Here is a 23,878-nt window from a genome sequence, read left to right as displayed (position 1 = left end):
GATCACACTATTTTTCAGCGTAACCGAATCTAGGAACACCGTCGGTTTTCGGCTGAATTTGGTACATTGGTATTGGGGTGTGAATTGGTTTGTGAAATTCGCTTGACTCTATATCTGGGGACAAATGGGGAAAATCTTTCAAAAGATTTGTAGATATAGCGGTCAGAATCGGTTACTCTTAGACTCATTCCTTCGCGTGAGTTGAGTGATTATGTCTTTCGTCGGTCTGCATATTCACAGTGATTACAGTTTGTTAGACGGTGCGGGGCAGTTGTCGAAATTGGTCGATTGCGCCGTTGAACTTGAAATGCCCGCGATCGCGCTAACGGATCACGGGGTGATGTATGGCGCGATCGAACTGATCAAAACGTGTCAAGGCAAAGGAATTAAGCCGATCATCGGGAACGAGATGTATGTGATCAACGGCGACATCACTAAGCAAGAACGCCGCCCGAAGTATCACCAGGTGGTCTTGGCGAAGAACACTGAAGGTTATAAGAATTTAGTCAAACTCACGACGATTTCGCACCTTAAAGGGGTTCAAGGCAAAGGGATTTTCTCGCGTCCTTGTATCAACAAAGATTTACTCGCTGAATATCACGAAGGTTTGATCGTGACCAGTGCTTGTCTCGGTGGTGAAGTGCCACAAGCGATTCTGCAAGGAAAGCCCGAAATTGCGCGGAGAATTGCCGCTTGGTACAAAGAGCTATTTGGCGACGATTACTATTTGGAAATTCAAGATCACGGATTGTTAGAAGAACGATTTGTCAATCCTGAAATCATCAAAATTGCAAAAGAATTCGACATCAAAATCATTGCGACGAATGATTCGCACTATGTTTCTTGTTTTGACGTGGAAGCTCATGATGCTTTGTTGTGTATTCAAACTGGAAAGCTGATTTCTGAAGAAAAACGGCTGAGATACACGGGAACTGAGTATCTCAAATCAGCAGAAGAAATGCGATCGCTCTTCCGCGATCATTTACCGCAGGACATCATTGAAACTGCGATCGCGAACACGATCGAAGTCGCGAACAAAGTCGAAGAATACAATTTGCTAGGCGGTGAATCTCGACTGCCTGACTATCCGATCCCGCCAGGGTTTACAGCCGATAGTTACATCGAGAAACTTGCTTGGGAAGGTCTGATCCAGCGTCAGAAGCGAAATTCGCGGGATGAGATCACTCAGGAATATTGCGATCGCTTAGTCTATGAGTTAAATATGCTCAAACAGATGGGATTCTCAACTTACTTTCTAGTGGTTTGGGACTACATCAAATATGCACGCGACAATAAAATCCCGGTTGGTCCTGGACGGGGTTCTGCTGCTGGATCATTAGTTGCTTATTCGCTCGGAATCACGAACATTGATCCGGTGCATCATGGATTGTTATTTGAGCGATTCTTGAATCCAGAGCGGAAATCGATGCCGGACGTGGACACGGATTTTTGTATCGACAGGCGTGATGAAGTGATCAAGTACGTGACTGAAAAGTACGGTAAAGAGCGAGTCGCGCAAATCATCACTTACAACCGAATGAACTCGAAAGCGATTCTTCGAGATGTAGCGCGAGTATTGAACATTCCACTCAGCGAAGCGAATTCGATGGCGAAACAAATTCCAGTGTTTCGCGGTAAGTCTACGAAGCTCAAAAAGATGGTGTCCCCGACCGAAACACCCTCGAAAGAATTCAGCCAAAAATACCAGCAAGATCAAGTCATTCCAGGAACAAATCCAGCGATTACTTATCGTCGCTGGCTCGATATGGCAATGCGAATCGAAGGAACCAACAAAGCCGTTGGTGTTCATGCTGCGGGTGTTGTGATTGCTTCAGAACCGCTCGATGAAATTGTTCCATTAGAAGTCACCAAAGATGGTGGCATCGTGACTCAGTACGCAATGGAAGACATCGAAGCATTAGGACTGCTAAAAATGGACTTCCTGGGACTGAAGAATCTCACAATGATCGAAAAGACGATCGAGCTAATTGAACAAAGCCGCAAAGTGAAGCTGGATCTCGATAGTCTTCCGCTCGATGATCCTGAAGTCTATAAGCTGTTATCTAAAGGCGAACTCGAAGGTATCTTCCAGCTTGAATCGTCTGGAATGCGTCAGATTGTTCGCGATCTAAAACCCGATGGAATCGATGACATTTCCTCGGTTCTAGCGCTATATCGTCCGGGTCCACTCGATGCAAAACTAATTCCAAAGTTCATCAATCGCAAACACGGACGCGAAAAAATTGACTATGCTCATGAAATTCTGCAACCGATTTTGAAAGAGACATACGGGATCATGGTCTTCCAAGAGCAGATCATGAAAATTGCTCAGGACATGGCAGGCTATTCGCTCGGACAAGCGGATCTATTGCGTCGAGCAATGGGTAAAAAGAAAAAGTCTGAGATGGAAAAGCACCAAGCATTGTTTGTCAAAGGTGCAAAAGAGCGAGGTGTTTCTACTAAAACTGCTGAGGAACTATTCGAGCAGATGGTATTGTTCGCTGAATATTGCTTCAACAAATCCCATTCAATGGCATACGGTTATGTTACTTTCCAGACTGCTTATCTGAAAGCGAACTATCCGGTCGAATATATGGCAGCTATCTTAACCACCAATAGCGGTGAACAAGATAAAGTGCAGCGATACATTGCCACCTGTCATAATCTTGGAATCAAAGTATTACCACCCGATATCAATCGATCGGGAATTGACTTTACACCGATCGGGGATGCGATTCTCTTCGGACTGTCTGCGGTGCGGAACGTGGGAATGAGCGCGATCGAAGCCATTCTCCAAGCCCGAAACGAAACGGGTCACTTCAAATCCCTAGCGGATTTGTGCGATCGCGTGGATTCTCGTGCTGTCAACAAACGAGCCTTAGAAGCGTTGATTCACTGTGGAGCCTTCGACTCAATCGAACCAAATCGCCAGCAGCTTGCCCACAATCTCGAAATGATTATGGACTGGGCACAATCGAGAGCACGCGATCGAGCCAGTGGACAAGGGAACTTATTCGATTTATTCGGTGGCGCGACTCAGAAAAACAGCTTTGAAACGGCTCCGAAAGGCGCGATCGTTTCCGAGTATCCCTCTCAAGAAAAGCTCCGACTTGAAAAAGAAGTCCTCGGCTTTTATATCTCCGATCATCCGCTGAAACAATTACAAGACTCGGCAAGAGTGTTAGCGCCGATTAGCTTAGGTAGCTTAGCAACCTGTCGAGAAGGAGCAAGCGTGAGCGCGATCATCATGATTACTGCGGTGAAGCGTGTCACAACCAAAAAAGGGGATGCAATGGCAGTGATTCAGATCGAAGATCTAACGGGTCGATCCGAAGCGGTTGTTTTTCCGAAATGCTTTGAGCGAATTGGTAGCTTAATCGAACCCGATGCGCGATTGATGGTCTGGGGCAAGATCGATAAGCGGGATGAAGACCAGTTCCAGTTCATTGTGGAAGATGCAGAACCACTCGATGATGTAAAAATGGTCATGGTTGAACTTGAACCCAAAGTTGCAGATGATGCGGTTCAACGCCATCGATTGAAAACAGTGTTGCAGGAAAATGGCGATCGAGATCATGCAAAAGTTTCGGTGATTGCGATCGTCGGCACCTCAGTTCGCAGTCAGATTGTTCGATTCGGCTCACAGTTCCGCGTTCAAGATGAACAGGCAACTGTGACCGCCTTGGAGAAAGCAGGATTCAAGGCGAGAGTGTCATCCTTGGTTTAAATCGACAAAACCCTCACAGTTTTGAAGTACTGGGTAAGTTGCTTCAAACTGTGAGGGCTGCATTATTCAATCTTGCACTGATGGCAAGACAACGATTTCTAAATCTACTTAATCAAGTGCAGAACATTCCGTAAAACACTAAAGCCTGCCAAATCCCACAATAGATAAGCAGCAAACCCGATCATCGCTAAACGTCCATTCCAAAGTTCTGCTTGGGGATTGAAGCCGAAAAGGAAAGCATTGCGATCGACACCATTGTATTCCGTAGCAACGGGCGGTAAGTTGGTCGCTTTGTTCGATTGCATTTGTTACACTTCTTAATGAACTTCTGTTAACTACGGTACAAGCATTATTCAAATCTGCTCTACTCCTTTAGAGGCATTTCTGAAGATTAAATGCACAATCGTTGAACTTTTTGAAGCTGTGTTAGGCTGGAGGCTGAAGCGATATCTTCGGTTGTGTAATTCCTTATTATTAAGTGTTGCTCCGAACCTAAATCTCTACACATTGTGATTCTGGAGCCATTTTTTATGTCGATCTACGTGGGTAATCTCTCTTACGACGTGATGCAGGATAATCTCAGCGAGATTTTTGCGGAATATGGAACGGTCAAGCGGGTTCAGCTCCCGACTGATCGAGAAACTGGACGAGTTCGGGGCTTTGCGTTTGTCGAAATGGCATCGGAGGTCGAGGAAGAAGCAGCGATCGAGGCTCTGAATGGTGCAGAGTGGATGGGGCGCGATTTGACCGTCAATAAAGCGAAGCCGCGTGAAGACAGAGGCTTTTCGGGTGGAAGCAGAGGCGGTTCTCGATATTAGTTAGTAGATTTGGGTGTGTTTTAGAGGTTTCTCGCTTCGTTGTTTACTCGCCCCGGAATGGAATTCGGGGCTAACAGAACGAAGTCCACTGAAGGGGACTAAAAGCCAATTTGAGTTTCTTCAGTCCTTTTCAAAGGACTTCGCACCGTTAGCCCCGAATTCCGGGGCGGACGCGAACGCAGCGAGAGCTTCTAACCACACTCTAAAGTCTTACTTCCATCTGCTTTTCGATTTGGCGATCGATTGTTCTTTACTGAGCGTAACAACAAATGAATACGAAGGAAATTCTGAGCCGATATGCTGCTGGACAACGCGATTTTCGCAACATGAACATGATGGCAGTCAATTTCAGAAGTATGAATCTGGTCGGAATCAATCTGAGTGGTGCGAACTTATCAAAGGCAAACCTCACAAAGACGAACCTGAGTCACGCGAATCTTACAGGCGCAATTTTGACCGGGGCAACGCTAACCGAGGCAAACTTGACTAGAACGAATCTGACCGATGCAAATCTGAGCGGCACCAATTTGAATGAAGCCAATCTGCGCCAGACGTATCTTAAAGGTGCAATTTTGCCGGATGGAATCGATCGTACAATGCTCTCGAATCGTCCTAAAGTGCCACAAGTCTAAAGTTCAATTTTTTACAAAATCATATTTTTAGTAACGCTTCCAACTACCAAGGGAACTCAATTCTGTGTTTGATAAATTTACAGAGAGAACCATTAAAGTTGTGAACATGGCGCAGGTGGAAGCCCGTCGCCTTGGACACAACTATGTGGGGACAGAACAACTTTTAATCGGTTTAATTGCGACACGACCGAGCATTGCTGCACAAGTTTTAGCAGATCTAGACATTACCTTAGAAGACGCACAAGAACAAGTGCAAGCGGTGATTGGTCGAGGCACAGGGTTGGCTCGAATTGAGACACCGTTTACTCCCCGGAGTCGGCGTGTTCTAGAACTGTCTTTGCAGGAGGCGCAGCAGTTAGGGCATAGTCAGGTAGAGCCAGAGCATTTACTCCTCGCGATCGTACAAGATGAGGCAGGATTAGCGACTCAAATCTTACAACGATTAGGTGTGGAGCGGGTTGAAGTTCGAGTGAATGTGCTGCAAGCTATCTCTGAAGCGAAACCCATTTTGAAAGGCAATAGTTCCGGTCGCAAGAATACGCCAGTTTTGAATGAGTGCGGCGCGAATCTGACAGAACTTGCAGCTTTGGGAAGGCTTGATCCAGTCGTGGGTCGTCAGCAGGAAGTAGAGCGGATGATTCAGATTCTGGGTCGTCGTATGAAGAACAATCCGATTTTGATCGGTGAACCGGGTGTTGGAAAAACTGCTTTAGCTGAAGGACTCGCGCAACGGATTATCGATCGAGATGTGCCCGAATCGCTGCTCAATCAGCAAATTCTCACATTGAACATTGGAACATTGTTAGCGGGAACGAAGTATCGGGGTGAGTTTGAGGAACGTCTCAAAACCATCATGAAAGAAGTGCGATCGTCAGGCAATATCATTTTAGTGATTGACGAAGTTCACACCCTACTGGGGGCGGGTTCTGCTCAAGGATCGCTCGATGCTGCGAATATTCTGAAACCTGCTCTAGCACGAGGCGATTTGCGCTGTATTGGAGCGACAACACTTGATGAATATCGTCAGTATTTTGAGCAAGATGCGGCGTTAGAACGGCGATTTCAGCCTGTGATGATCGATGAGCCTAGTGTTGAAGAAACGATTTTAATTCTGCAAGGGTTGCGGAGTCGCTACGAGCAGCACCATCGATTAGAAATTTCAGATTTAGCACTAGAAGCAGCGGCGAAACTTGCCGATCGATATATTTCGGATCGATTGCTTCCCGATAAAGCGATCGACTTAATGGATGAAGCGGGATCTCGCGCTCGAATTCTTCACGGTAAACAATTTACGCTTGATAAGAGCGTGAGTGAAAAATTCAAACAGCTTGCACTCACCAAAGCAGGCGCGATCGCACAACAAGACTTCAAACTTGCTAGTGAACTGCGATCGAGTGAATTGGCACTACGAACAGAGGTGAAAGCTGAAAGTTCTCCGGTCGTAGTGAATGAGGTTGATATTGCTGAGATTGTTTCAGCTTGGACGGGTGTTCCAGTCAACAAAGTTACCGAAATCGAGTCGGAACAATTGATGCAGATGGAAGACGTGTTGCATCAACGACTGATTGGACAAGAAGAAGCAGTGAGCGCGATCGCACGTGCAACTCGACGCGCAAGAGTGGGATTGAGCAATCCGAATCGCCCGATCGCATCGTTTATTTTCTCAGGTCCAACCGGAGTGGGCAAAACTGAATTAGTCAAAGCCTTAGCGACCTGCTTTTTTGGATCTGAATCTGCGATGATTCGATTAGATATGTCCGAGTTTATGGAGAAACATACCGTTTCTAAGCTGATTGGTTCTCCGCCTGGATATGTGGGCTATAGCGAAGGTGGACAGCTAACCGAAGCAGTCCGACGTAAACCTTACACCGTTGTGCTATTCGATGAAATCGAAAAAGCACATCCTGATGTGTTTAACCTACTGCTACAAATTCTAGAAGATGGTCGCCTCACAGATGCAAAAGGTCGAACGGTGAACTTCAAGAATACGTTGCTGGTGATGACCTCGAATGTTGGCTCGAAGGTGATCCAAAAAGGCGGAGGTGGGCTTGGCTTTGAAGTCTCTGACAATGTACCAGAGGCATCTTATCGACGCACTGTGACGTTAGTCAATGAAGAATTGAAGCAGTACTTTCGTCCAGAATTTCTCAATCGTTTAGATGACATTATTGTGTTCCGACAACTGACGCACAATGAAGTCAGACAAATTGCTGATCTCTTACTTCAGGAATTTGCAGATCGACTGTTAGAACAGGGCATCACGTTAGAAGTCAGCGATCGCGTTAAAGACCGTCTTGTCGAAGCAGGTTATCACCCGGAGCAAGGCGCACGTCCGTTACGACGGGCAATTACTCGCATCCTTGAAGATAGTTTGGCTGAGGCGATTCTTTCGGGTCGGGTGAAGTCGGGTGATGCCGTAAAAGTCGATGTCGATGCTAATGGACAGATCGAGATTGTTTGAGAAGTATAGAAAGTTCTTTCGCTTCGATTGCATCTCGCCCTGAAATGAATTTCGGGCTAACCGTGGAAAGTCTACTAAAGTAGACTGGGAGCTAGTTTCAGTCTCTTAGTCCTTTTCAAAGAACTTTCGCCGATTAGCCCGAAATTTATTTCAGGGCGGGGTGTTACAACGAACGAAGCGTTTTCAAACACTCTCCACAATAAACTCAGTCGATCGAGTGAGATAGTCACGAAATCAAACACTTATGTTTTAGGGATGAATGATGTGAGTTTTAATATCCCCCTTTTAATTTATGGTCAAACGCTCGCTTCAAGCATCCACTGGGGGCATTCAACAAGCTAAACGTGCGTTCGCCATCAAAGGCTGGACGCAAGAAAATCTGGCGGGAGAAGTGAATTTAAAAACCCGTCAACCGATTTGGCGATTTTTTACTGGGCAAGCGCTCGATCGACAAATCTTTCTAGAAATTTGTTCGATTTTAGATTTAGATTGGCGTGAGATTGCGCTTGATCCACCCGCAGAGTTTTCCAGTCCGGGAGAACGAACACGATCGATTCTGAACATTGATCATCTGGTTCAGGAAATGCGATCGCAACATCGAGACACCATTCAAAATCAGTGCGGCATTCTGCAATTACTAGATATCAATCGCCCCGTAAGCATTGATGATATCTATGTCGATGTCAACATTTTAGAAGAAGTCGCGAGTCAACAATGGTTTGCGATCGCAGAACTTCAGAACTTAGAACCGATTGAATTCGATCGTGTGGGACTGGGAGCCGTTGAGCAGAAGCAAATTCCAGGAATGCAGGCAGTAGAAACTTATTCAAAGCTTAGAGTTCTGGGAAAGCCCGGAGTTGGAAAAACTACCTTTCTGCAACATTTAGCGATTCAATGTAATCGAGGTGCATTTGCTGCTAATCAAGTGCCGATTTTTATTGTGATGCGAGAGTTTGTAGAAGAATGCAGAAGCAGCGACACAATGAGCCTTTTTAGCTACATTCGCTCTCGCTTTCTCACCTCTGGCGTTTCAGATCCTTCTGTACTTGAAACATTGCTGCAATCCGGGCGAGTTTTGCTATTAATGGATGGAATTGATGAATTGCTGAGCCAAGATATTCCGCCCGTTCTGCGGGAGATTCGGCAATTCTCAGATAAGTATCATCGCAATCGGTTTGTCACTTCCTGTCGAACAGCAGCCCAAAAATTACAGCTTCGAGGCTTTACTGATGTTGAGATTGCACCCTTTACTCAAGCACAGATTACAACATTTGCTCAAAAATGGTTTGTTGCTTTTAGTAAAACAACTGGATCGGAAAAAAATCAATCTGTTCAGTTTATGCAGAAACTAGACTTGCCGGAAAACTGGCAGTTTCGTCAATTGGTTGTGACTCCTTTGTTTCTGCATCTTGCTTGCTGGGTGTTTCATGGTCAAGATACATTTCCAACCAAGCGAACTGAATTTTACAAACAAGGACTTGATCTACTACTGGGAAAATGGGATGAAGCGAGAGGCGTTGAGCGTGATGATGTTTATCGAGGCTTTTTATTACCTCAAAAGCTCAGATTACTCAGTCAATTAGCCGCAGTAACTTTTGAGCAAGGACAATACTTTTTCGAGCAGCGCATCATTGAACAATACATCGGGGACTACTTGCGAAATCTGCCAGATGCGTCCTTAGAACCTGAAGAAGTGCAACTTGAAAGTGAAGCGATGTTAAAAGCGATCGAGGCGCAACACGGACTTTTAATCGAACGAGCGCGAGGCATTTTTTCATTCTCTTACCTAGCATTTCAAGAGTATTTCACAGCCCGAAAAATTGTCGCCAGTCACAATCTACGAGCATTAGAGCAAGCCTTAAGCGGATTGGTCAGTCACATTACTGATCCGCACTGGCGCGAAGTGTTTTTGCTCACAGCGGCGATGTTGCGAAGTGCAGATTCGCTGGTGCAATTAATGAAACAACAAATTGATGCGCTAGTCGCTCAAGATCCTTATCTGCAAGAATTTCTAGTGTGGGTTAGCCAAAAATCCCAAACGATCGAGATCGAGCCAAAAATTGCCACAACTCGCGCCTTTTATCTTGCACTTTCCCAAGCTCCACACACAGCAGAACAGTTTGCCTTGGTCAGTACTTTGGATCAAGGAATGTTTTTAGATGCAGCATTAGAGAACTTGCTGCTAGAGTTTGCCACAGATCACAGTCAAGACTTTGCTTATGTTCACGCGTGTAGTGAAGCACTTAACAATATTTTGGTCATGGTTCTAGATGCTGGATTCTATAAATCTCTACAGCAGCTAAGAGATCAGTTACCCGCTCCGAGTGAAAACCGCGATCGACTTCAGGACTGGTGGCAAACAAACTATTCAGCTTGGGTGGCACGGTTGCGAAATGCGATCGCGCAGTATCGTAACATTCAGCACCCTTGGCAGTTTAGCCCCGAACAACAGCAAGTACTACAACGTTACTATGATGCTAATCAACTTCTGATGGATTGCTTGAATAGTAATTGCGAAGTCACAGCCGCGATTCGGCAAGAAATTGAGGACACATTGCTATTGCCGCAGAAGGAACTAGAAGATCGAGAATGGCAAGGGCGGTAGGGTGTGTTTTTAGGTCAATCTCTTCGATTCAATCCCGCCCCGGAATAGAATTCGGGGCTAATCGTGCGAAGTTCTTTTCAAAGGACTGAAGATGCTGATCTTGGCTTTTTAGTCCCCTTCAGTGGACTTCGTTCTGTTAGCCCCGAATTCTATTCCGGGGCGGGTGAACAACGGAGAAACAAAACTCCAAAACACTCTAGATTCTACCGAACTCAACCAATTCAAACTCGAAATCAAACACTGCTCTGTCAAAGTAAACGTAAACCCTTAGGAAACTCATATGAGTGTTATCACGAAATTGATTGTTAATGCTGATGCTGAATGTCGATATTTGACACCTGGAGAAATGGATCAGATCAAAAGCTTTATGATGAGCAGCGATCGACGATTGCGAGTGGTCAAAACTTTAACGGAGAGCCGCGAACGGATTGTTAAACAAGCTGCAAGCCAATTGTTTCAGCGTCGTCCCAATCTAGTCTCTCCAGGGGGCAACGCTTACGGTGAGAAAATGACCGCAACCTGCCTTCGAGATATGGATTACTACCTGCGCTTGATCACATACAGCGTCGCGGCTGGAGAAGCAACGCCCCTTAAAGAAATCGGCTTGATCGGGGTGCAGCAGATGTACAATTCTCTCGGTACTCCACTTGAAGGCGTGGCTGAAGGCGTTCGTGCGATGAAGGCGATCACGACTTCACTCATGTCAACAGAAGAAGCGAGTGAAGTCGGTGCTTATTTTGATTGCTTGGTCGCTGGGCTGCAATAAGCAACGTCCAGAATTAGAAGTCTTTTGCCGATGGTGCGTGAGGGACTTCTTCTGAAACCGCGATCGCTTGTATTTCGGGCATCGCGGTTCTATTTTCTTGAGGAGTTGTCAGCAACAATCTCCATGCAGTCTGCATTGCTAAAATATAGCCCGTACTGTCAGGATAATGAACTTTGATCAAGTCTTGCACAAGAGGATAGTAGTCAGAGTTTAGATTTGGAAAAATATGATGCTCTGCATGGTGAGAGAAATTAAAATGCAGCACATTCAGAAGGGGCGGAACTCTAAGCGAAATGCTATTGACTAATGGATCATTCGTTTCGGTCATGGGGCATAGCATGTGGTTCGTGTAGACATAAAAAATGATGCCTGCATAACCCAAACCGATCGGTAAAAAGTAGCTGAGCAACAACTTCAATCCATCAAATTCCAGATAAGTGATCACGCTGACGTGAAAAAGCAGCATGATTAGGCATTCAGCCGCAATAAAGTACCGTTCTCGCGGTTTTACAGTAAAGCTTGCAGGAACATAGTTCACATCATTCGTATTAAATAGCACGATCGAGGAAAAGTTTCTAAACGCATAGACTCCCCACGCGAACATCATTCCAACGAGCATCAGGATTCGATTGGTTTGCAACGAGGGCGCAATCAGGCGCTGAATCCACTTTCCCCAACTCATCGGTTGCTTTTGCAAGTATCGTCGATCGGGATCTTTCAGTGAGTTCGTATGATTGTGATGAATTCGATTGTGCAGGATGCTCCAAAGTGTCGGTGGCATCCAAAGGGGTGTTAATGCAAGTAAAGTGATGACATACAGCAAAGCCCGATTTTTGATGAGGCGACTGTGCATAATGTCATGCACACTAAACAGAAGAACAATGACACTGTTCGCCATCACTATCGTAAAAGGCAAGTAAAGCCATAAAGCTGACCATGACCAACGATCGAGATTAGAAGCAATTCCCCAGCCCAGGATCAAAATCGCAAAATTGATCATTAAAATCACAACGCGATCGACATTTGGCTGAAAAGCAGTTTTGGGTAAGAACGCCCTCAACGTTTTGACATAGGTTGCCTGGTGAGTCAGGACGGGTTGAGAAACGTGCATATTTTGGTGATGACCATAAAGTTGATAAAGCGATCGTAGTCAATGAGATCCAACTACCATCGCTGAGCTACGATAAAGGATTTCTGCCATGAATTCAATCAAATCAAACAATGTTCCGAAATGCTGCTGAGAAAAGAGATTGTTCGATGTTTTATGTGCTAGATTCGGATGGTTAGAGACAGAATTACCCAAGGTGTCATCTGTCCATTGACTCAGTTTGATGATGATTGATTTCGTAGTAAATTAACTCATTCAGAGAATCAAACTGCAACTTCTGCTCTCACAGAGTTCACGCAACAGTGACAATTGCAGCCTGAAGCGCATTTTCTCAAGCCTTTCCATCTGGGGAATTTTGTCATCTGACCCAAGAGAATTGCAATGACTTCAAACAATTCGCCTACTTTGTGAGAAAAAGATATTAAAATATTATTCAAGCAACAAATCAAACACGATTTCAAGCATCGGGCTGACATACTTGTGATTGTTAGCCCTAATCGGTGCTAATAAACCATAAACACAAGGTGGACTCATGGCTGATATTGTTGATACTGCCGTTCAAGCAGGTTCCTTTAACACTCTGGCTGCTGCACTCAAGGCGGCTGGACTGATTGAAACCCTCAAAGGCGCAGGACCCTTCACGGTGTTCGCACCCACAGATGAAGCGTTTGCTAAATTGCCAGAAGGAACAGTCGAGGGATTGCTCAAAGACGTTCCTCAACTCAAGAAAATTCTGACTTACCACGTTGTCTCTGGTAAAGTGATGGCGGCTGATGTGACAAAGCTAAAATCAGCGAAAACGGTTCAAGGTTCAGAAGTCAAAATTGATAGCTCCAAAGGTGTCAAGATTAACGAATCGACAGTGACAACTCCTGATGTAGCCGCAGACAATGGAGTTATTCATATTATTGATACAGTGCTGATGCCTGCATAAGCAGAATTCTAGATTTCTAGTCTGGATTGTCCGCTTTCGACTCTCACCTTTAACTTAATGCAAGTAGGTGAGAGTCGTTCGTTTGATCGCTCTGAAGGTACATCTTTAATTTACTTGGTCAGGTCTATTCATCTTTCGTTATGCTAGATAGGTGAGCCTAGCGAGTGACAACTTTAGACCTGACCGAGCAATCGAATCCTTCAGAGCACCATTCGAGACGCTATGCTGTCAGGCTCAAAATTCTTCCCTAATTAGGGTTATCAGAGGTCAGTATGAACTCATCGATCGAACTTACCCTAGAACAAGAATTCAGCCTTAGAGATTTTACAGTTCAAGTGCGCCAGATGTCCCGTGAGCAGGCACAAGAATTTCTAATCGTGCAGCATCAGCTCATGCTTGTTCAGAAAACAATGTATCAAGAGCTTCTAAAGCAAGAGTGGCAACTGAAGTTAAACTCACTGCTTTTCTAATTAGTCAGAATTACTGGCTTGCTCCTAACTTCCACTACTGACTTAACAATAAGTAGATGGGAGTTTTTTTATCCAATTTAAACTCTAGAACAATGAGTCGTTTCGGAGCTTGATCTTTAGTGCGATCGAGCCTTTTACTTCTGGGATTTATAGCCTTTTCAGCTCAAGCGACCTAGAGCAACCCTTGTAAAAAACTCTTTTTAATATGCATACTTCAACCAAGATTTTCCTAGAGGTTTCATCCCAACTGAATCTTAGCGCTTCCAGTAAAACCACATTTGATCAAAGTACAACAAGCCAGCATAGCTGCCCATGCTGTTCCTATGTTCTTCTCCGCCATGTCAGACCAAGCGGAGTATATTGGCGCTGTAGTCACTGTCATGCAGAAATGCCGGTTTGGCATCGTTCATAACCCAATACGATGACTTGGCTCTTCGTTCAAGATTCTGCGCCCATTCTGTAGAAATAATGCGGTACAGATGCACCGTATTGCAGCCTGTACCGTACACAATCCTCTAGAGAGTGGTGAACGCAGACGGTCGTTTTGGGCTAGATGATACTACGATTAAGCCCCTCGAATATTTCTTCGATGGATTTGGCTCCGAGGTCTTTGATGTCGAACAAATCTTGCTCAGAAAGAGTTCCCAGTTCTTCAACTGTATGAATTTCAGCGCGTTTTAAGCGAATGTAGGTACGAACCGCAAAGTTTAACTCTTCGATCGGAGTACAGCCGGGACCTGCTTGAACTGGCTCAAATTGCTCGTATTGTCTCTTCTCAGTTTTGCGTTCGCTAAGATTGAAGAAATCAATCGCCCACTGTTCTAACAACTGAGCTTGTGAAATTTGTTGTTCCTGACAGTGGGCTTTGATCTGATCGTAGATGTTTGATTCGATTCTGGCTGAGAAGGACTTTTTACTCATGGTTGCTTACATTTTGCGCATCACGCTAAGTATCGACAGATCAATCGGTAAGAGATGCGTATCGATGTTTGGAATTGTTCATCGAAATCGCTCTGCACAAGTATGTTCAGTGCCGCCAACGCTGCAAAATTGTAGAATTATTTGGAACGATCGATTACGACGAAACCTATAGTTACAAAGCTCAACGTCAAATTCCATGAGCGCGATTGTAGATACATGCGTTTAGTCACTGATGCTATTTACTAGGCTACGCGACTACCTTCGAGCTTTACCAGACTTGATGGTTAACTCCAGGATTCGACACTCAACGGGCAGACTTGCTGCATTCGAGGGAAGTCGCTATCAGCAGAGATAAGCGTGAGATTATGCTGTAGTGCGGTGGCAGCGATCCAGAGATCGTTATCATCGAAGCCAAGAGTTTGAATGCTTGCTTTGCGTCGTTTGGCTTGATCTTTGGGCGCGAATTGGTTGAAGAGTGCGATCTTTAATTGGCTGTAAATGATTGCCGTTTCTTCATCGAGCAGATAGAGTCCGATCGTATTGAGAAAGGATCGAACTGACTTGAGGTTGCCAACCTTTTGAGTAGATTTCTCAACCATGTAGAGCAGTTCGCCATAAGTAATGATGCTAACCGCAAAGCTGGCTTCTGAGCGCGATCGAAACTCTGCGCTCACTTGAGGATGGTTATCAATGATGTAACTACAGTGATTCGTATCTAGTAAAAACATGAGCGGTGCTAGAACTCCGCTTGAGAGCGAGTTTCTTCCACAAAGCGCAGACATTCTTCGAGGTCATTTCCTTGCCATGTCCCGATGAAGGGGGAGAGATTCCTGCCCTTTGTATCCTGCCGTAGGGGTTCAGCACGTTGGAGGGGAAGTTGTTTCAGGTCAGCTAGAAATGATCCAAATGCTGTTTTCGGATCGTTAAGCTGCTCTGAGTTAACTCCTGCAACCGACTCTGGCGATTCTTGATCACTGGGCGAGTTTGCCCCTGATTTTGATTTGAGAAAGCGAATAAAGTCGATCGCTTCGGCAAGAACTTCGTCAGAGGCGGTTTCGACTTCTTGCAGCAGGATTTCTCTGTAGGTCATCAATCGATTTTTCCAAATGGCTTGTCTCGAATCTTAGCAAAACTATAAAAAAAGAGGACGTAAGAAATCTATCACTTCCTACGCCCATCTGCCGATCCTCTAGAGAGGAGAACACTGAACGTTACTATAAAGCTTATTGAAAATCTTTGTCAATACTAATGAGAAAGTATTCCAACAATTTAGTAGAAAATTTGATTTGCTGGCAAGGAAATAACCGAAAATATTGATAGAGACGGAGTATGATGGTTCAGATTCATTCGTACTGGAGTGATTTATGACTCTGCAACTGCGCGTATACGTCCCGCCACATCCCTTAATCAAACATTGGCTGGGTGTCGCTCGCGATGCTTCCACCCCTTCGACTTTGTTTCGGACTGCCATTACGGAACTGGGACGGTGGCTGACTTACGAAGCAGTACGCGAATGGTTGCCCACGATCGATACCACGGTTGAAACTCCCCTCGCTCCTTGTCCTGCCACGTTTATCAATCCAGAGATTCCGATCGTGGTTGTGCCGATTCTGCGGGCTGGACTCGGATTACTCGATGGCGCACAGACTTTGTTGCCGCTGGCATCGATTTACCATTTGGGATTGGTGCGGAATGAAGAGACGCTAGAGGCGAGTTGCTATTTGAATAAGTTGCCGGAGCGATTTGATCCACAGACGCGAGTGTTGATTGTCGATCCGATGTTGGCGACGGGGGGAAGCTCGGTTCGGGCAATGGAAGAATTGACGAAACGGGGAATTGATCCGGCAATGGTGAGAATTGTCGCGGTGGTGGCGGCTCCGCCTGCGCTGCAAAAACTGGGAAGTGCGTATCCGAGTTTGGCGATTTATACAGCGGGAATCGATGAAGTGTTGAACGATCGCGGTTTTATTGTCCCTGGGTTGGGAGATGCGGGCGATCGCATTTTTGGTACTTGAGGATCGATACAATAAAAAGGAGTAAAGCTTGAGGAACGATCGCCCATGAGTCAACAAGATAATTTTTCTGGTGGATTTGTCCTCGGCGCGATCGTCGGTGGCATTGTTGGCGGCATTATTGGCTCGGTGGTGACATCGCAACGATTGGCAGAGGAAGTCGAAGAAAAGCCGGAATTGCAGAACGCGAAGCCCAAAAAACGGGTGAGAGGTTCGTCTGAGCAGAATATCGAGTTGGCTAGACGCAGTTTAGAAGATAAGATTGCTCAGTTGAATGATGCGATCGATGATGTGCGGCAACAGTTGGGCAGCGTGAATGGACGCGCCGTTGAGAATGATTTGCCGGGAGCGAGAGAGATTATTCGCGAAGAGTAAGGTGCTTCTGAGGCGAGAGTACAACAACGGAAAAAATCGCTTAAACTGTACTGAGAGTGAATCAGACATCCCTACACAAGGAAACAGGAAGGTTATGAATCCAGCCATTTTGCTCATTACAACAGTTCAACAGTTCTTAGGAATTTACTTTGCCCTGCTGATTATTAGAATTCTGCTGAGTTGGTTTCCCTCGATCGATTGGTATAAGCAGCCGTTCGCAATTTTGAGCCAGTTGACTGATCCGTATTTGAATCTGTTTCGTCGGGTGATTCCGCCGCTGGGTGGGATTGATTTTTCGGCGATTCTGGCGATCTTTGTGCTTCAGTTTGCGATGCAGTTGATTCCGAGCTTGTTGGCGCAAGTTTTAGCGAGTGTGCCCGTTTTTGTGAGCTAGAAACCTTGATTCGTAGGGAAGCGATCGTCAATTTGGCGATCGCTTAATTATTAACAAGCGTTACGATCGAAAGTGAAGCGTTAGATGGATCGATCGTGGCAGAGAAGCGGATTATTATTTGGCATCGCAATGATCTACGAGTGCATGATCACGAGCCGTTGATTAAAGCGGTGAAATCAGGCGCAAAGGTCATTCCACTTTATATTTTTGAGCCGAGACAGTTTGGAACGACTCCGTATGGATTTCCGAAAACCGGAGCAATTCGGGCGCAGTTTCTCCTCGAAAGCGTTACGGATTTGCGGGAGAATTTACGATCCCTTGGTAGTGATTTAATCGTTCGGATTGGGAAATCAGAGGAAATTATTCCAGCGATCGCGAAACAGTTAGAAGCTGAAGCGGTTCATTACTATCACGAAGTGACTTCCGAAGAAACGGCGGTTGAAGATGCGGTAGAGGAACGACTGAAAGCGATCGGGGTTTCAACTAAGCGATTTTGGGCACAAACGCTTTATCACGTTGATGATTTACCGTTTGAAATTCGAGAAATTCCCGAACTCTTTACCAGTTTCCGTAAGCAAGTTGAGAAATCTTCGACGATTTACGAGGCGTTTCCGGCTCCACAGCGATTAGTCGAACTGCCAGAGATTGAACGCGGTGAACTGCCGACCCTAAAAGATTTTGGCTTAGAATTGCCGCCCCCTGATCCAAGAGCGATGATTCCACACAAAGGGGGCGAAACCGCAGGAAAGGCGCGACTCGAAGAGTATTTCTGGAAACAAGACGCGCTCAAGGTCTATAAAGAAACGCGCAACGGAATGTTAGGCGTGGATTATTCCTCAAAGTTCTCTGCGTGGTTAGCGTTGGGCTGTTTGTCGCCGCGATATATCTATGGGCAGGTTCAGGAGTATGAATCGCAACGAGTGCGGAATGATTCAACATACTGGTTGATTTTTGAGCTACTGTGGCGCGATTATTTTCGGTTCATTGTTGCCAAGCATGGAAATCAGGTGTTTTATCGATCGGGCTTGCAAGGAGTCAAAATTGACTGGAAAGCAGATGTCGATCGCTTTAATCTCTGGCTCGAAGGCAAAACCGGATTTCCACTTGTGGATGCGAATATGCAGGAAATTGCTGCCACGGGTTTTATGTCGAATCGCGGACGGCAAAACGTCGCAAGTTTTCTGACGAAGAATCTTGGTATTAATTGGTGGTGGGGCGCTGAATGGTTTGAGTCTCAATTGATTGACTACGATGTCTGTAGTAATTGGGGCAACTGGAACTATACAGCCGGGGTCGGAAATGATGCCCGTGGATTCCGATTCTTCAACATCACAAAACAAGCTAAAGACTATGATCCGGATGGTTCGTATGTCAAACATTGGCTTCCAGCGTTGAAAGAGATTCCTGCCGCGAAAGTTCATGAGCCTTGGAAATTGTTGCCCGTTGAACAAGAGCGATTCGGGGTGCGATTGGGCGTTGACTATCCGAATTCGATCGTCGATTTGTTCAAATCTGCCGAGGCGAACGAGAAGATTTACAATGCGGCGTTTGGGAAATCCACTCAGGCTCCGAGGAAAGAACGAGACCGTCAATTTGCCAAACCCAAAAAAAGACGTTAAATGTTCCGGACGCACCTGTGCCGATTGGAATAGTGGAATGGTAGATGCACCCTGATTATTTGCCTCGGTTTCTGACCGAGGTTTTTTATTGGAAATTTTTGGAATTGTTCCGGACGCGCCTCAGATTTCCCGGAGTAATGGAATGGTAGATGCACCCTGATTATTTGCCTCGGTTTCTGACCGAGGTTTTTTATTGAAAATTTGCGCTTATTACACAATTTGAAAGTCTGAAATCCCGATATAGTCAGAAACAAGACTTTGTAGGATCAGGCAAATGACGACGACCACATCAAGCGCGATCGCATCCGTTTTGGCGGATTTGGCAGGACTTGAACTCATTACAGAGCCAAATCAAGTCGCAAAACTGTCTCAGGATTATTATCATTTCAGTCCCGTTTTAGTGCCGCAGTTGCAGGATAAAGTCGGCGATGTCGTCGTGCGTCCCGCGAACGAAGCAGAAGTCCTACAAGTCGCAAAAGCCTGTGTACGTCATCGAGTGCCGCTCACGGTGCGAGGGGCGGGAACTGGAAACTATGGACAGTGCATTCCACTCGAAGGCGGTGTGATTCTCGATTTAACCCGGATGACCGCTGTGAAGTGGATGAAGCCGGGAATGCTGCGAGTCGAAGCGGGGGCGAAACTAGCCGCGATCGACAAACAAACCCGCGAAATCGGCTGGGAAATTCGCATGGCTCCGTCTACCTATCGAACGGCAACGGTCGGCGGATTCATCGGGGGCGGCAGTGGTGGAATTGGATCAGTCACATATGGACAATTGCGCGATCGAGGCAATTTGATCGCGGTGCGAGTGGTGACGATGGAAGATGAACCGAGAGCGATCGAGCTTCGGGGCGATGAAGTTTATCAAGTCGCCCACGCTTACGGGACGAATGGAATTATTACTGAGTTAGAGATTCCGCTAGCTCCGGCTTATCCTTGGGCAGAAGTAATTGTAACGTTTGACGAGTTCATGCAGGCGGCGCGATTTGGACAAGCGCTGAGCGATGCGGATGGCATGATCAAAAAATTGGTGTGTGTCTGTGCTGATCCGGTTCCTGGTTATTTTTCAGCATTGAAAAGCTATATTCCCAGCGGAAAAAGTTGTGCGCTGCTGATCGTTTCGGAAACTTGCCTAGAGCCGCTGAGCGAATTTGTGAGTGAATTTGGGGGCGAGATGACCTATCAGAAAAATGCTGAAGATGCCGGAAAAGGAATTGCGTTAGGAGAATATAGCTGGAATCATACGACGCTTCATGCTCGGAGCGTTGATCCGTCGATTACTTATCTGCAAACGCTGTTTCCTGATGATAAGAATCTGACGCTTTTGGAAGAGATGTATCATCACTATGGCGATGAGGTGATGCCGCACTTGGAATTTCTTAGGGTTGGCGGAACGGCTCGACCTGCATCGCTTCAATTGGTGCGGTATACGACTGAAGAGCGGTTAAACGAGATTATTGCTCATCATGAGGCGAAAGGGGCGTTTATTTTCAATCCGCATACGTATTTGATCGAAGATGGCGGAATGAAAATGGTGGATGTCGCACAACTGCAATTTAAGGAAAAAGTTGATCCGTATGGATTGCTCAATCCGGGTAAAATGCGGGCTTGGTTAGAGCGATCAATCTAATTTCGTTCCACACTGCGAACAAAAGCGATCGCTGTTCTTCACCTTCGTGCCACACTGCGAACAGAAATGCGGAGTCGAACTGCTGGAACTTGAGCTAGACATACTCATGCTGCCCATGCTCATTTCCATCGGTTCCATCCGCATTGACATATTTCCCATCCGCAGCGGCTCTAAGGGCTTCATGTCCGGCGTTTTGGGATTAGAAGGTGCAACATACCGCAGCGGTATTTCTTGTGCACCGAGCATTAAAGGCACTTCGCTGAGCAGACTAATACTATTCGATTGCAGGCGCACGTAGTAGGGACGCTGATTCGACTCGATTTGCAAAATAAAACTGTGTGTCATGCGGTACACGATCGGAGATGCTGACCACTGACCGAGTGACAGGCTCATTTGCTGGCTTTGTTGTTGTCCGGTGCTTTTGGCTTCCCAAGTAATCGTTGTCTGAACGCCAACATTGTCGATCGCTAACGATTGTCCTTGTCCCAAATCTGCTACGTAAGTCATCGCGCTCGGCAGAATTCCTCCCTTTTACCTTGCAACGATCATCCAGCGATCGAGCAGTTTTGTCATATTTCTTGATTACGTTCGTGACAAATTTCGTATTCAGCTTTACAGCTTAGAAAGTTCAGACAATTCTATTAATCAAATAGCTTGTTCAGGTGATTGACGTGAAGTTAGCAAATTATGATCCGGGGCAGTTTTACGATGAATTGTTTGATGCACCGGGATCGCCTCGCCCAGAAGTGGCACCCTTGATTGAGCGGATTAATTCTTTGTCGATCGAAGAAATTCGACATCGACAGCAAGCCGCTCAGATTGCTTTGTTCAAAATGGGGGTCACGTTCAATGTGTACAGTGACAATCAAGGTACCGAGAAAATTTTTCCGTTTGATATTTTGCCAAGAACGATCGCGGCTTCAGAATGGCAGATTTTAGAAAAAGGGCTGAAACAACGGATTCAAGCGCTGAATCAATTTCTTGCGGATGTGTACGGCGATCAAAAGATTGTGCGCGATGGAGTGATTCCAGCGGATGTGGTGTATTCGTCGCAGGGATTTCTCAAAGCCTGTATGGATCTCAAGCCGCCAAAGGGCATCTGGTCGCACATTAGCGGCATGGATTTGGTGCGCGATCGTGATGGTCAGTGGTATGTGCTTGAAGATAATTTGCGCTGTCCGTCTGGTGTGTCCTACGTGCTTGAAGGGCGGCGAATTATGAAGAGTACTTTGCCGCTGGTGTTTAATCGAATGCAGATTCAGCCAGTCGAAGAGTATCCTAGCCATTTGCTCGAAACCCTGCTAAATCTTGCACCGGATTACATTGATGATCCGACGGTTGTTTTATTGACACCGGGTATCTATAATTCTGCGTATTTTGAACATTCCTATCTCGCTCAGCAAATGGGTGTGGAACTGGTCGAAGGGCGCGATCTGGTAGTGTCTGATGGTCATCTTCAGATGCGAACGACAAAGGGCTTAAAGCGCGTGGATGTGATTTATCGCCGGATTGATGATGAGTTTATTGATCCGTTGGTGTTTCGTCCTGATTCGTTGTTGGGAATTCCAGGGCTGATGGAGGTTTATCGATCGGGTCGTCTCGGTCTTGCGAATGCGCTCGGAACGGGAGTTGCAGACGATAAAGTGATCTATGCCTATGTTCCGAAGATGATTCAGTACTATTTGGGCGAAGAGGCAATACTCTCGAATGTTCCGACTTATCTCTGTTGGGAACCTTCGCAGTTAGATCATGTGTTGGCGAACCTCGATCAGCTAGTGGTCAAATCTGCTAGTGAATCGGGTGGGTATGGAATGTTGATTGGAACACAATCGACGCAAGCTGAACGGGAAGCATTTGCCGACAAAATTAAAGCGACTCCTCGGAACTATATTGCTCAGCCAACTTTATCGTTATCTAGGGTTCCAGCTCTAATGGGGGATGAGTTTGAAGGTTGTCATGTGGATCTGCGTCCCTACATTTTGTATGGGGAAGATATCTATGTGACTCCGGGTGGATTGACTCGTGTGGCATTGAAGAAGGGATCACTTGTGGTGAATTCATCACAAGGTGGGGGATATAAGGATACTTGGGTTGTGAGTTGAGAGATCAAAAAAGATGTTAAGTCGAGTTGCAGATTCAATCTATTGGATGAATCGATATGTTGAACGGGCAGAAAACATTGCACGATTCATTGATGTGAATTTGACATTGCTGTTGGATTCACCGATCGGGGTTTCACAACAATGGAAGCCATTAATTCTGACCACAGGCGATCTTTCCCTGTTTGAAGAGCGATACGGGGAAGCGAATGCAGAAAATGTGATTCGATTTTTGACCTTCGATCGCAATTATCCAAATTCGATCATTTCCTGTCTCAGTGCTGCACGGGAAAATGCTCGATCGGTGCGCGAAATTATTTCCTCTGAAATGTGGCAGCAAATTAATGCTTTTTATCATTTCGTGAATGATGCCGCAAACCAAGAATCGCTTAACTTTCAAACCTTTTTCAGCGAAGTCAAACTCTCAAGTCATTTGTTCGCGGGAATTGCGAGTGCAACCATGACGCATAACGAAGGATGGCACTTTGGATTGATCGGACGCTGGTTAGAACGTGCTGATAAAACCAGTCGAATTGTGGATGTGAAGTACTTTATTCTGCTGCCATCCGTAAAAGACGTGGGCACCACTTTGGATCAGTTGCAGTGGATTGCATTATTACGATCGACTAGTGCCTACGAGATGTATCGTAAGCGTGGAGTGCATCGCATTACCCCGAAATCAGTCGCGGAATTTTTAGTCCTCGATCGAGAATTTCCGCGATCGATTCGCTACTGTATTCGACAAACAGAGCGATCGTTGCATCAGATTACCGGAACGCCTGAAGGCACTTGGAATACTGGGGTCGAGCGAGGTTTAGGGAAACTGCGGGCGGACTTAGATTATTTAACGATCGATGATGTGATGGAGTCCGGGCTGCATGAATTTCTCGATAATCTCCAGCGACGAATGAACGAAGTTGGAATCAAACTATCTGAGACGTTCTTTGCCACGCAGCCCGTCAATTGATTAGTTCAAGGCGCGGAAAAAGAGATTGTGGATCAAACCGCGATCGCTTGATCCGCCGCGTACTTTTTCGGGTCTGATTGGTTCGATGTGTGTCAAATCATCGATTCGGGTTGCTGTTCGGGAATGTCTGTAATTGCCGTAGTCCTTCATCAATCGGTTGTACGTGCGGTACGGAATGTAGTGCAGTGGATTGTATCCCGCAAACCGGAGAATCAACACACAAGCCCAAGAGTATTTACCCGATACGATCGCATCGACGACCTCGGTAAATTGCTCTTCGGACATGGTTTTGTCGAGTTTCTGATTGAATTGAGTCATAGCACCATTTGAGTACAAGGAA

22 protein-coding genes are annotated in these 23,878 nt (G+C 45.9%); 15 read left to right on the top strand and 7 right to left on the bottom strand.

Features of this window, described 5'->3' with window-relative positions; genetic code table 11:
• Positions 1 to 211 precede the first annotated feature (211 nt).
• The gene (locus NIES2104_RS00925; protein WP_058994887.1) at positions 212 to 3,727 is read left to right on the top strand and encodes a DNA polymerase III subunit alpha; all 3,516 of its coding nucleotides are present in this window, start codon (positions 212 to 214) and stop codon (positions 3,725 to 3,727) included.
• Positions 3,728 to 3,831: 104 nt separating this feature from the next.
• Here the strand turns inward: NIES2104_RS00925 and NIES2104_RS00920 are convergent, their stop codons facing one another.
• Entirely contained in the window at positions 3,832 to 4,032 is a 201-nt protein-coding gene (locus NIES2104_RS00920; protein ID WP_058994885.1) for a chlorophyll a/b-binding protein, read from the bottom strand.
• Positions 4,033 to 4,257: 225 nt separating this feature from the next.
• Here NIES2104_RS00920 and NIES2104_RS00915 point away from each other — a divergent pair, with 225 nt between their 5' ends.
• From NIES2104_RS00915 to NIES2104_RS00895, 5 genes are all read left to right on the top strand, one after another.
• Positions 4,258 to 4,545 carry an RNA-binding protein gene (locus tag NIES2104_RS00915; protein ID WP_058994881.1) on the top strand — a complete coding sequence of 96 codons (288 nt, stop codon included), beginning with the start codon at positions 4,258 to 4,260 and terminating at the stop codon, positions 4,543 to 4,545.
• A 269-nt stretch (positions 4,546 to 4,814) separates the two neighbouring features.
• Positions 4,815 to 5,177, top strand: a complete 363-nt coding sequence (locus NIES2104_RS00910) for a pentapeptide repeat-containing protein (RefSeq protein ID WP_058994880.1) — start codon at positions 4,815 to 4,817, stop codon at positions 5,175 to 5,177.
• Positions 5,178 to 5,241: 64 nt separating this feature from the next.
• Positions 5,242 to 7,638 carry an ATP-dependent Clp protease ATP-binding subunit gene (locus NIES2104_RS00905; protein WP_058994878.1) on the top strand — a complete coding sequence of 799 codons (2,397 nt, stop codon included), beginning with the start codon at positions 5,242 to 5,244 and terminating at the stop codon, positions 7,636 to 7,638.
• Between the two features lie 292 nt (positions 7,639 to 7,930).
• Positions 7,931 to 10,243 (top strand): NACHT domain-containing NTPase, encoded by a 2,313-nt coding sequence (locus NIES2104_RS00900; RefSeq protein ID WP_058994875.1) that lies wholly within the window; start codon positions 7,931 to 7,933, stop codon positions 10,241 to 10,243.
• A gap of 280 nt (positions 10,244 to 10,523) precedes the next feature.
• Positions 10,524 to 11,009: an allophycocyanin gene (locus NIES2104_RS00895; protein WP_058994873.1), complete on the top strand. Its 486-nt coding sequence runs from the start codon at positions 10,524 to 10,526 to the stop codon at positions 11,007 to 11,009.
• 13 nt (positions 11,010 to 11,022) lie between these two features.
• On the opposite strand, the gene NIES2104_RS00890 is transcribed toward NIES2104_RS00895, so the two are convergent.
• Positions 11,023 to 12,120 carry a fatty acid desaturase gene (locus NIES2104_RS00890; RefSeq protein WP_072218007.1) on the bottom strand — a complete coding sequence of 366 codons (1,098 nt, stop codon included), beginning with the start codon at positions 12,118 to 12,120 and terminating at the stop codon, positions 11,023 to 11,025.
• 529 nt (positions 12,121 to 12,649) lie between these two features.
• Here NIES2104_RS00890 and NIES2104_RS00885 point away from each other — a divergent pair.
• Both NIES2104_RS00885 and NIES2104_RS00880 read left to right on the top strand, forming a co-directional pair.
• A complete protein-coding gene (locus NIES2104_RS00885) occupies positions 12,650 to 13,051 on the top strand; it encodes a fasciclin domain-containing protein (RefSeq protein ID WP_058994872.1) in 402 nt (133 codons plus the stop codon).
• Positions 13,052 to 13,323: 272 nt separating this feature from the next.
• Positions 13,324 to 13,521 (top strand): NblA/ycf18 family protein, encoded by a 198-nt coding sequence (locus tag NIES2104_RS00880; RefSeq protein ID WP_058994869.1) that lies wholly within the window; start codon positions 13,324 to 13,326, stop codon positions 13,519 to 13,521.
• A gap of 549 nt (positions 13,522 to 14,070) precedes the next feature.
• Here NIES2104_RS00880 and NIES2104_RS33225 read toward each other — a convergent pair.
• The 3 genes from NIES2104_RS33225 to NIES2104_RS00860 form a co-directional block, all read right to left on the bottom strand.
• Entirely contained in the window at positions 14,071 to 14,442 is a 372-nt protein-coding gene (locus NIES2104_RS33225) for a DNA-directed RNA polymerase subunit alpha C-terminal domain-containing protein (protein ID WP_058994867.1), read from the bottom strand.
• A 284-nt stretch (positions 14,443 to 14,726) separates the two neighbouring features.
• On the bottom strand, positions 14,727 to 15,170 hold the full coding sequence (locus NIES2104_RS00865) for a type II toxin-antitoxin system VapC family toxin (RefSeq protein WP_058994865.1): 444 nt from the start codon (positions 15,168 to 15,170) through the stop codon (positions 14,727 to 14,729).
• A gap of 8 nt (positions 15,171 to 15,178) precedes the next feature.
• Positions 15,179 to 15,532 carry a hypothetical protein gene (locus NIES2104_RS00860; protein ID WP_058994864.1) on the bottom strand — a complete coding sequence of 118 codons (354 nt, stop codon included), beginning with the start codon at positions 15,530 to 15,532 and terminating at the stop codon, positions 15,179 to 15,181.
• Positions 15,533 to 15,806: 274 nt separating this feature from the next.
• Here NIES2104_RS00860 and upp point away from each other — a divergent pair, with 274 nt between their 5' ends.
• The 5 genes from upp to NIES2104_RS00835 all read left to right on the top strand — a co-directional run bounded on the left by upp (position 15,807) and on the right by NIES2104_RS00835 (position 20,472).
• On the top strand, positions 15,807 to 16,457 hold the full coding sequence (gene upp / locus NIES2104_RS00855; RefSeq protein ID WP_058994862.1) for a uracil phosphoribosyltransferase: 651 nt from the start codon (positions 15,807 to 15,809) through the stop codon (positions 16,455 to 16,457).
• Between the two features lie 45 nt (positions 16,458 to 16,502).
• Positions 16,503 to 16,829, top strand: a complete 327-nt coding sequence (locus NIES2104_RS00850) for a hypothetical protein (protein ID WP_058994859.1) — start codon at positions 16,503 to 16,505, stop codon at positions 16,827 to 16,829.
• A gap of 94 nt (positions 16,830 to 16,923) precedes the next feature.
• Positions 16,924 to 17,223, top strand: a complete 300-nt coding sequence (locus NIES2104_RS00845; protein WP_058994857.1) for a YggT family protein — start codon at positions 16,924 to 16,926, stop codon at positions 17,221 to 17,223.
• Positions 17,224 to 17,318: 95 nt separating this feature from the next.
• Complete coding sequence (locus NIES2104_RS00840) at positions 17,319 to 18,842, top strand: DASH family cryptochrome (RefSeq protein WP_058994855.1); 1,524 nt, start codon at positions 17,319 to 17,321, stop codon at positions 18,840 to 18,842.
• Between the two features lie 274 nt (positions 18,843 to 19,116).
• Positions 19,117 to 20,472 carry an FAD-binding oxidoreductase gene (locus NIES2104_RS00835; RefSeq protein WP_058994851.1) on the top strand — a complete coding sequence of 452 codons (1,356 nt, stop codon included), beginning with the start codon at positions 19,117 to 19,119 and terminating at the stop codon, positions 20,470 to 20,472.
• On the opposite strand, the gene NIES2104_RS00830 is transcribed toward NIES2104_RS00835, so the two are convergent.
• A complete protein-coding gene (locus tag NIES2104_RS00830; protein WP_058994849.1) occupies positions 20,464 to 20,979 on the bottom strand; it encodes a zinc ribbon domain-containing protein in 516 nt (171 codons plus the stop codon). The two genes, NIES2104_RS00835 and NIES2104_RS00830, sit on opposite strands and share 9 nt — an antisense overlap.
• A gap of 164 nt (positions 20,980 to 21,143) precedes the next feature.
• On the opposite strand from NIES2104_RS00830, the gene NIES2104_RS00825 reads away from it, so the two are divergent.
• A complete protein-coding gene (locus NIES2104_RS00825; RefSeq protein WP_059001497.1) occupies positions 21,144 to 22,574 on the top strand; it encodes a circularly permuted type 2 ATP-grasp protein in 1,431 nt (476 codons plus the stop codon).
• Positions 22,575 to 22,587: 13 nt separating this feature from the next.
• On the top strand, positions 22,588 to 23,538 hold the full coding sequence (locus tag NIES2104_RS00820) for an alpha-E domain-containing protein (protein ID WP_058994848.1): 951 nt from the start codon (positions 22,588 to 22,590) through the stop codon (positions 23,536 to 23,538).
• Here NIES2104_RS00820 and NIES2104_RS00815 read toward each other — a convergent pair whose 3' ends face one another.
• The gene (locus tag NIES2104_RS00815) at positions 23,539 to 23,856 is read right to left on the bottom strand and encodes a HetP family heterocyst commitment protein (protein WP_058994847.1); all 318 of its coding nucleotides are present in this window, start codon (positions 23,854 to 23,856) and stop codon (positions 23,539 to 23,541) included.
• Positions 23,857 to 23,878 lie beyond the last annotated feature (22 nt).

The sequence above is a fragment of the Leptolyngbya sp. NIES-2104 genome (assembly GCF_001485215.1).
Taxonomy (GTDB): Bacteria; Cyanobacteriota; Cyanobacteriia; order Leptolyngbyales; family Leptolyngbyaceae; genus Leptolyngbya.
Note: the sequence above shows the minus strand (reverse complement) of the source record. Positions and strands in the feature narration are given on the sequence as shown.

Bases quoted from the DNA above. Each gene is read 5' to 3' on its own strand.
- NIES2104_RS00925 (WP_058994887.1), top strand. From the start codon at position 212: ATGTCTTTCGTCGGTCTGCATATTCACAGTGATTACAGTTTGTTAGAC.
- NIES2104_RS00920 (WP_058994885.1), bottom strand. From the start codon at position 4,032: ATGCAATCGAACAAAGCGACCAACTTACCGCCCGTTGCTACGGAATAC.
- NIES2104_RS00915 (WP_058994881.1), top strand. From the start codon at position 4,258: ATGTCGATCTACGTGGGTAATCTCTCTTACGACGTGATGCAGGATAAT.
- NIES2104_RS00910 (WP_058994880.1), top strand. From the start codon at position 4,815: ATGAATACGAAGGAAATTCTGAGCCGATATGCTGCTGGACAACGCGAT.
- NIES2104_RS00900 (WP_058994875.1), top strand. From the start codon at position 7,931: ATGGTCAAACGCTCGCTTCAAGCATCCACTGGGGGCATTCAACAAGCT.
- NIES2104_RS00895 (WP_058994873.1), top strand. From the start codon at position 10,524: ATGAGTGTTATCACGAAATTGATTGTTAATGCTGATGCTGAATGTCGA.
- NIES2104_RS00890 (WP_072218007.1), bottom strand. From the start codon at position 12,120: ATGCACGTTTCTCAACCCGTCCTGACTCACCAGGCAACCTATGTCAAA.
- NIES2104_RS00885 (WP_058994872.1), top strand. From the start codon at position 12,650: ATGGCTGATATTGTTGATACTGCCGTTCAAGCAGGTTCCTTTAACACT.
- NIES2104_RS00880 (WP_058994869.1), top strand. From the start codon at position 13,324: ATGAACTCATCGATCGAACTTACCCTAGAACAAGAATTCAGCCTTAGA.
- NIES2104_RS33225 (WP_058994867.1), bottom strand. From the start codon at position 14,442: ATGAGTAAAAAGTCCTTCTCAGCCAGAATCGAATCAAACATCTACGAT.
- NIES2104_RS00865 (WP_058994865.1), bottom strand. From the start codon at position 15,170: ATGTTTTTACTAGATACGAATCACTGTAGTTACATCATTGATAACCAT.
- NIES2104_RS00860 (WP_058994864.1), bottom strand. From the start codon at position 15,532: ATGACCTACAGAGAAATCCTGCTGCAAGAAGTCGAAACCGCCTCTGAC.
- upp (WP_058994862.1), top strand. From the start codon at position 15,807: ATGACTCTGCAACTGCGCGTATACGTCCCGCCACATCCCTTAATCAAA.
- NIES2104_RS00850 (WP_058994859.1), top strand. From the start codon at position 16,503: ATGAGTCAACAAGATAATTTTTCTGGTGGATTTGTCCTCGGCGCGATC.
- NIES2104_RS00845 (WP_058994857.1), top strand. From the start codon at position 16,924: ATGAATCCAGCCATTTTGCTCATTACAACAGTTCAACAGTTCTTAGGA.
- NIES2104_RS00835 (WP_058994851.1), top strand. From the start codon at position 19,117: ATGACGACGACCACATCAAGCGCGATCGCATCCGTTTTGGCGGATTTG.
- NIES2104_RS00830 (WP_058994849.1), bottom strand. From the start codon at position 20,979: ATGACTTACGTAGCAGATTTGGGACAAGGACAATCGTTAGCGATCGAC.
- NIES2104_RS00820 (WP_058994848.1), top strand. From the start codon at position 22,588: ATGTTAAGTCGAGTTGCAGATTCAATCTATTGGATGAATCGATATGTT.
- NIES2104_RS00815 (WP_058994847.1), bottom strand. From the start codon at position 23,856: ATGACTCAATTCAATCAGAAACTCGACAAAACCATGTCCGAAGAGCAA.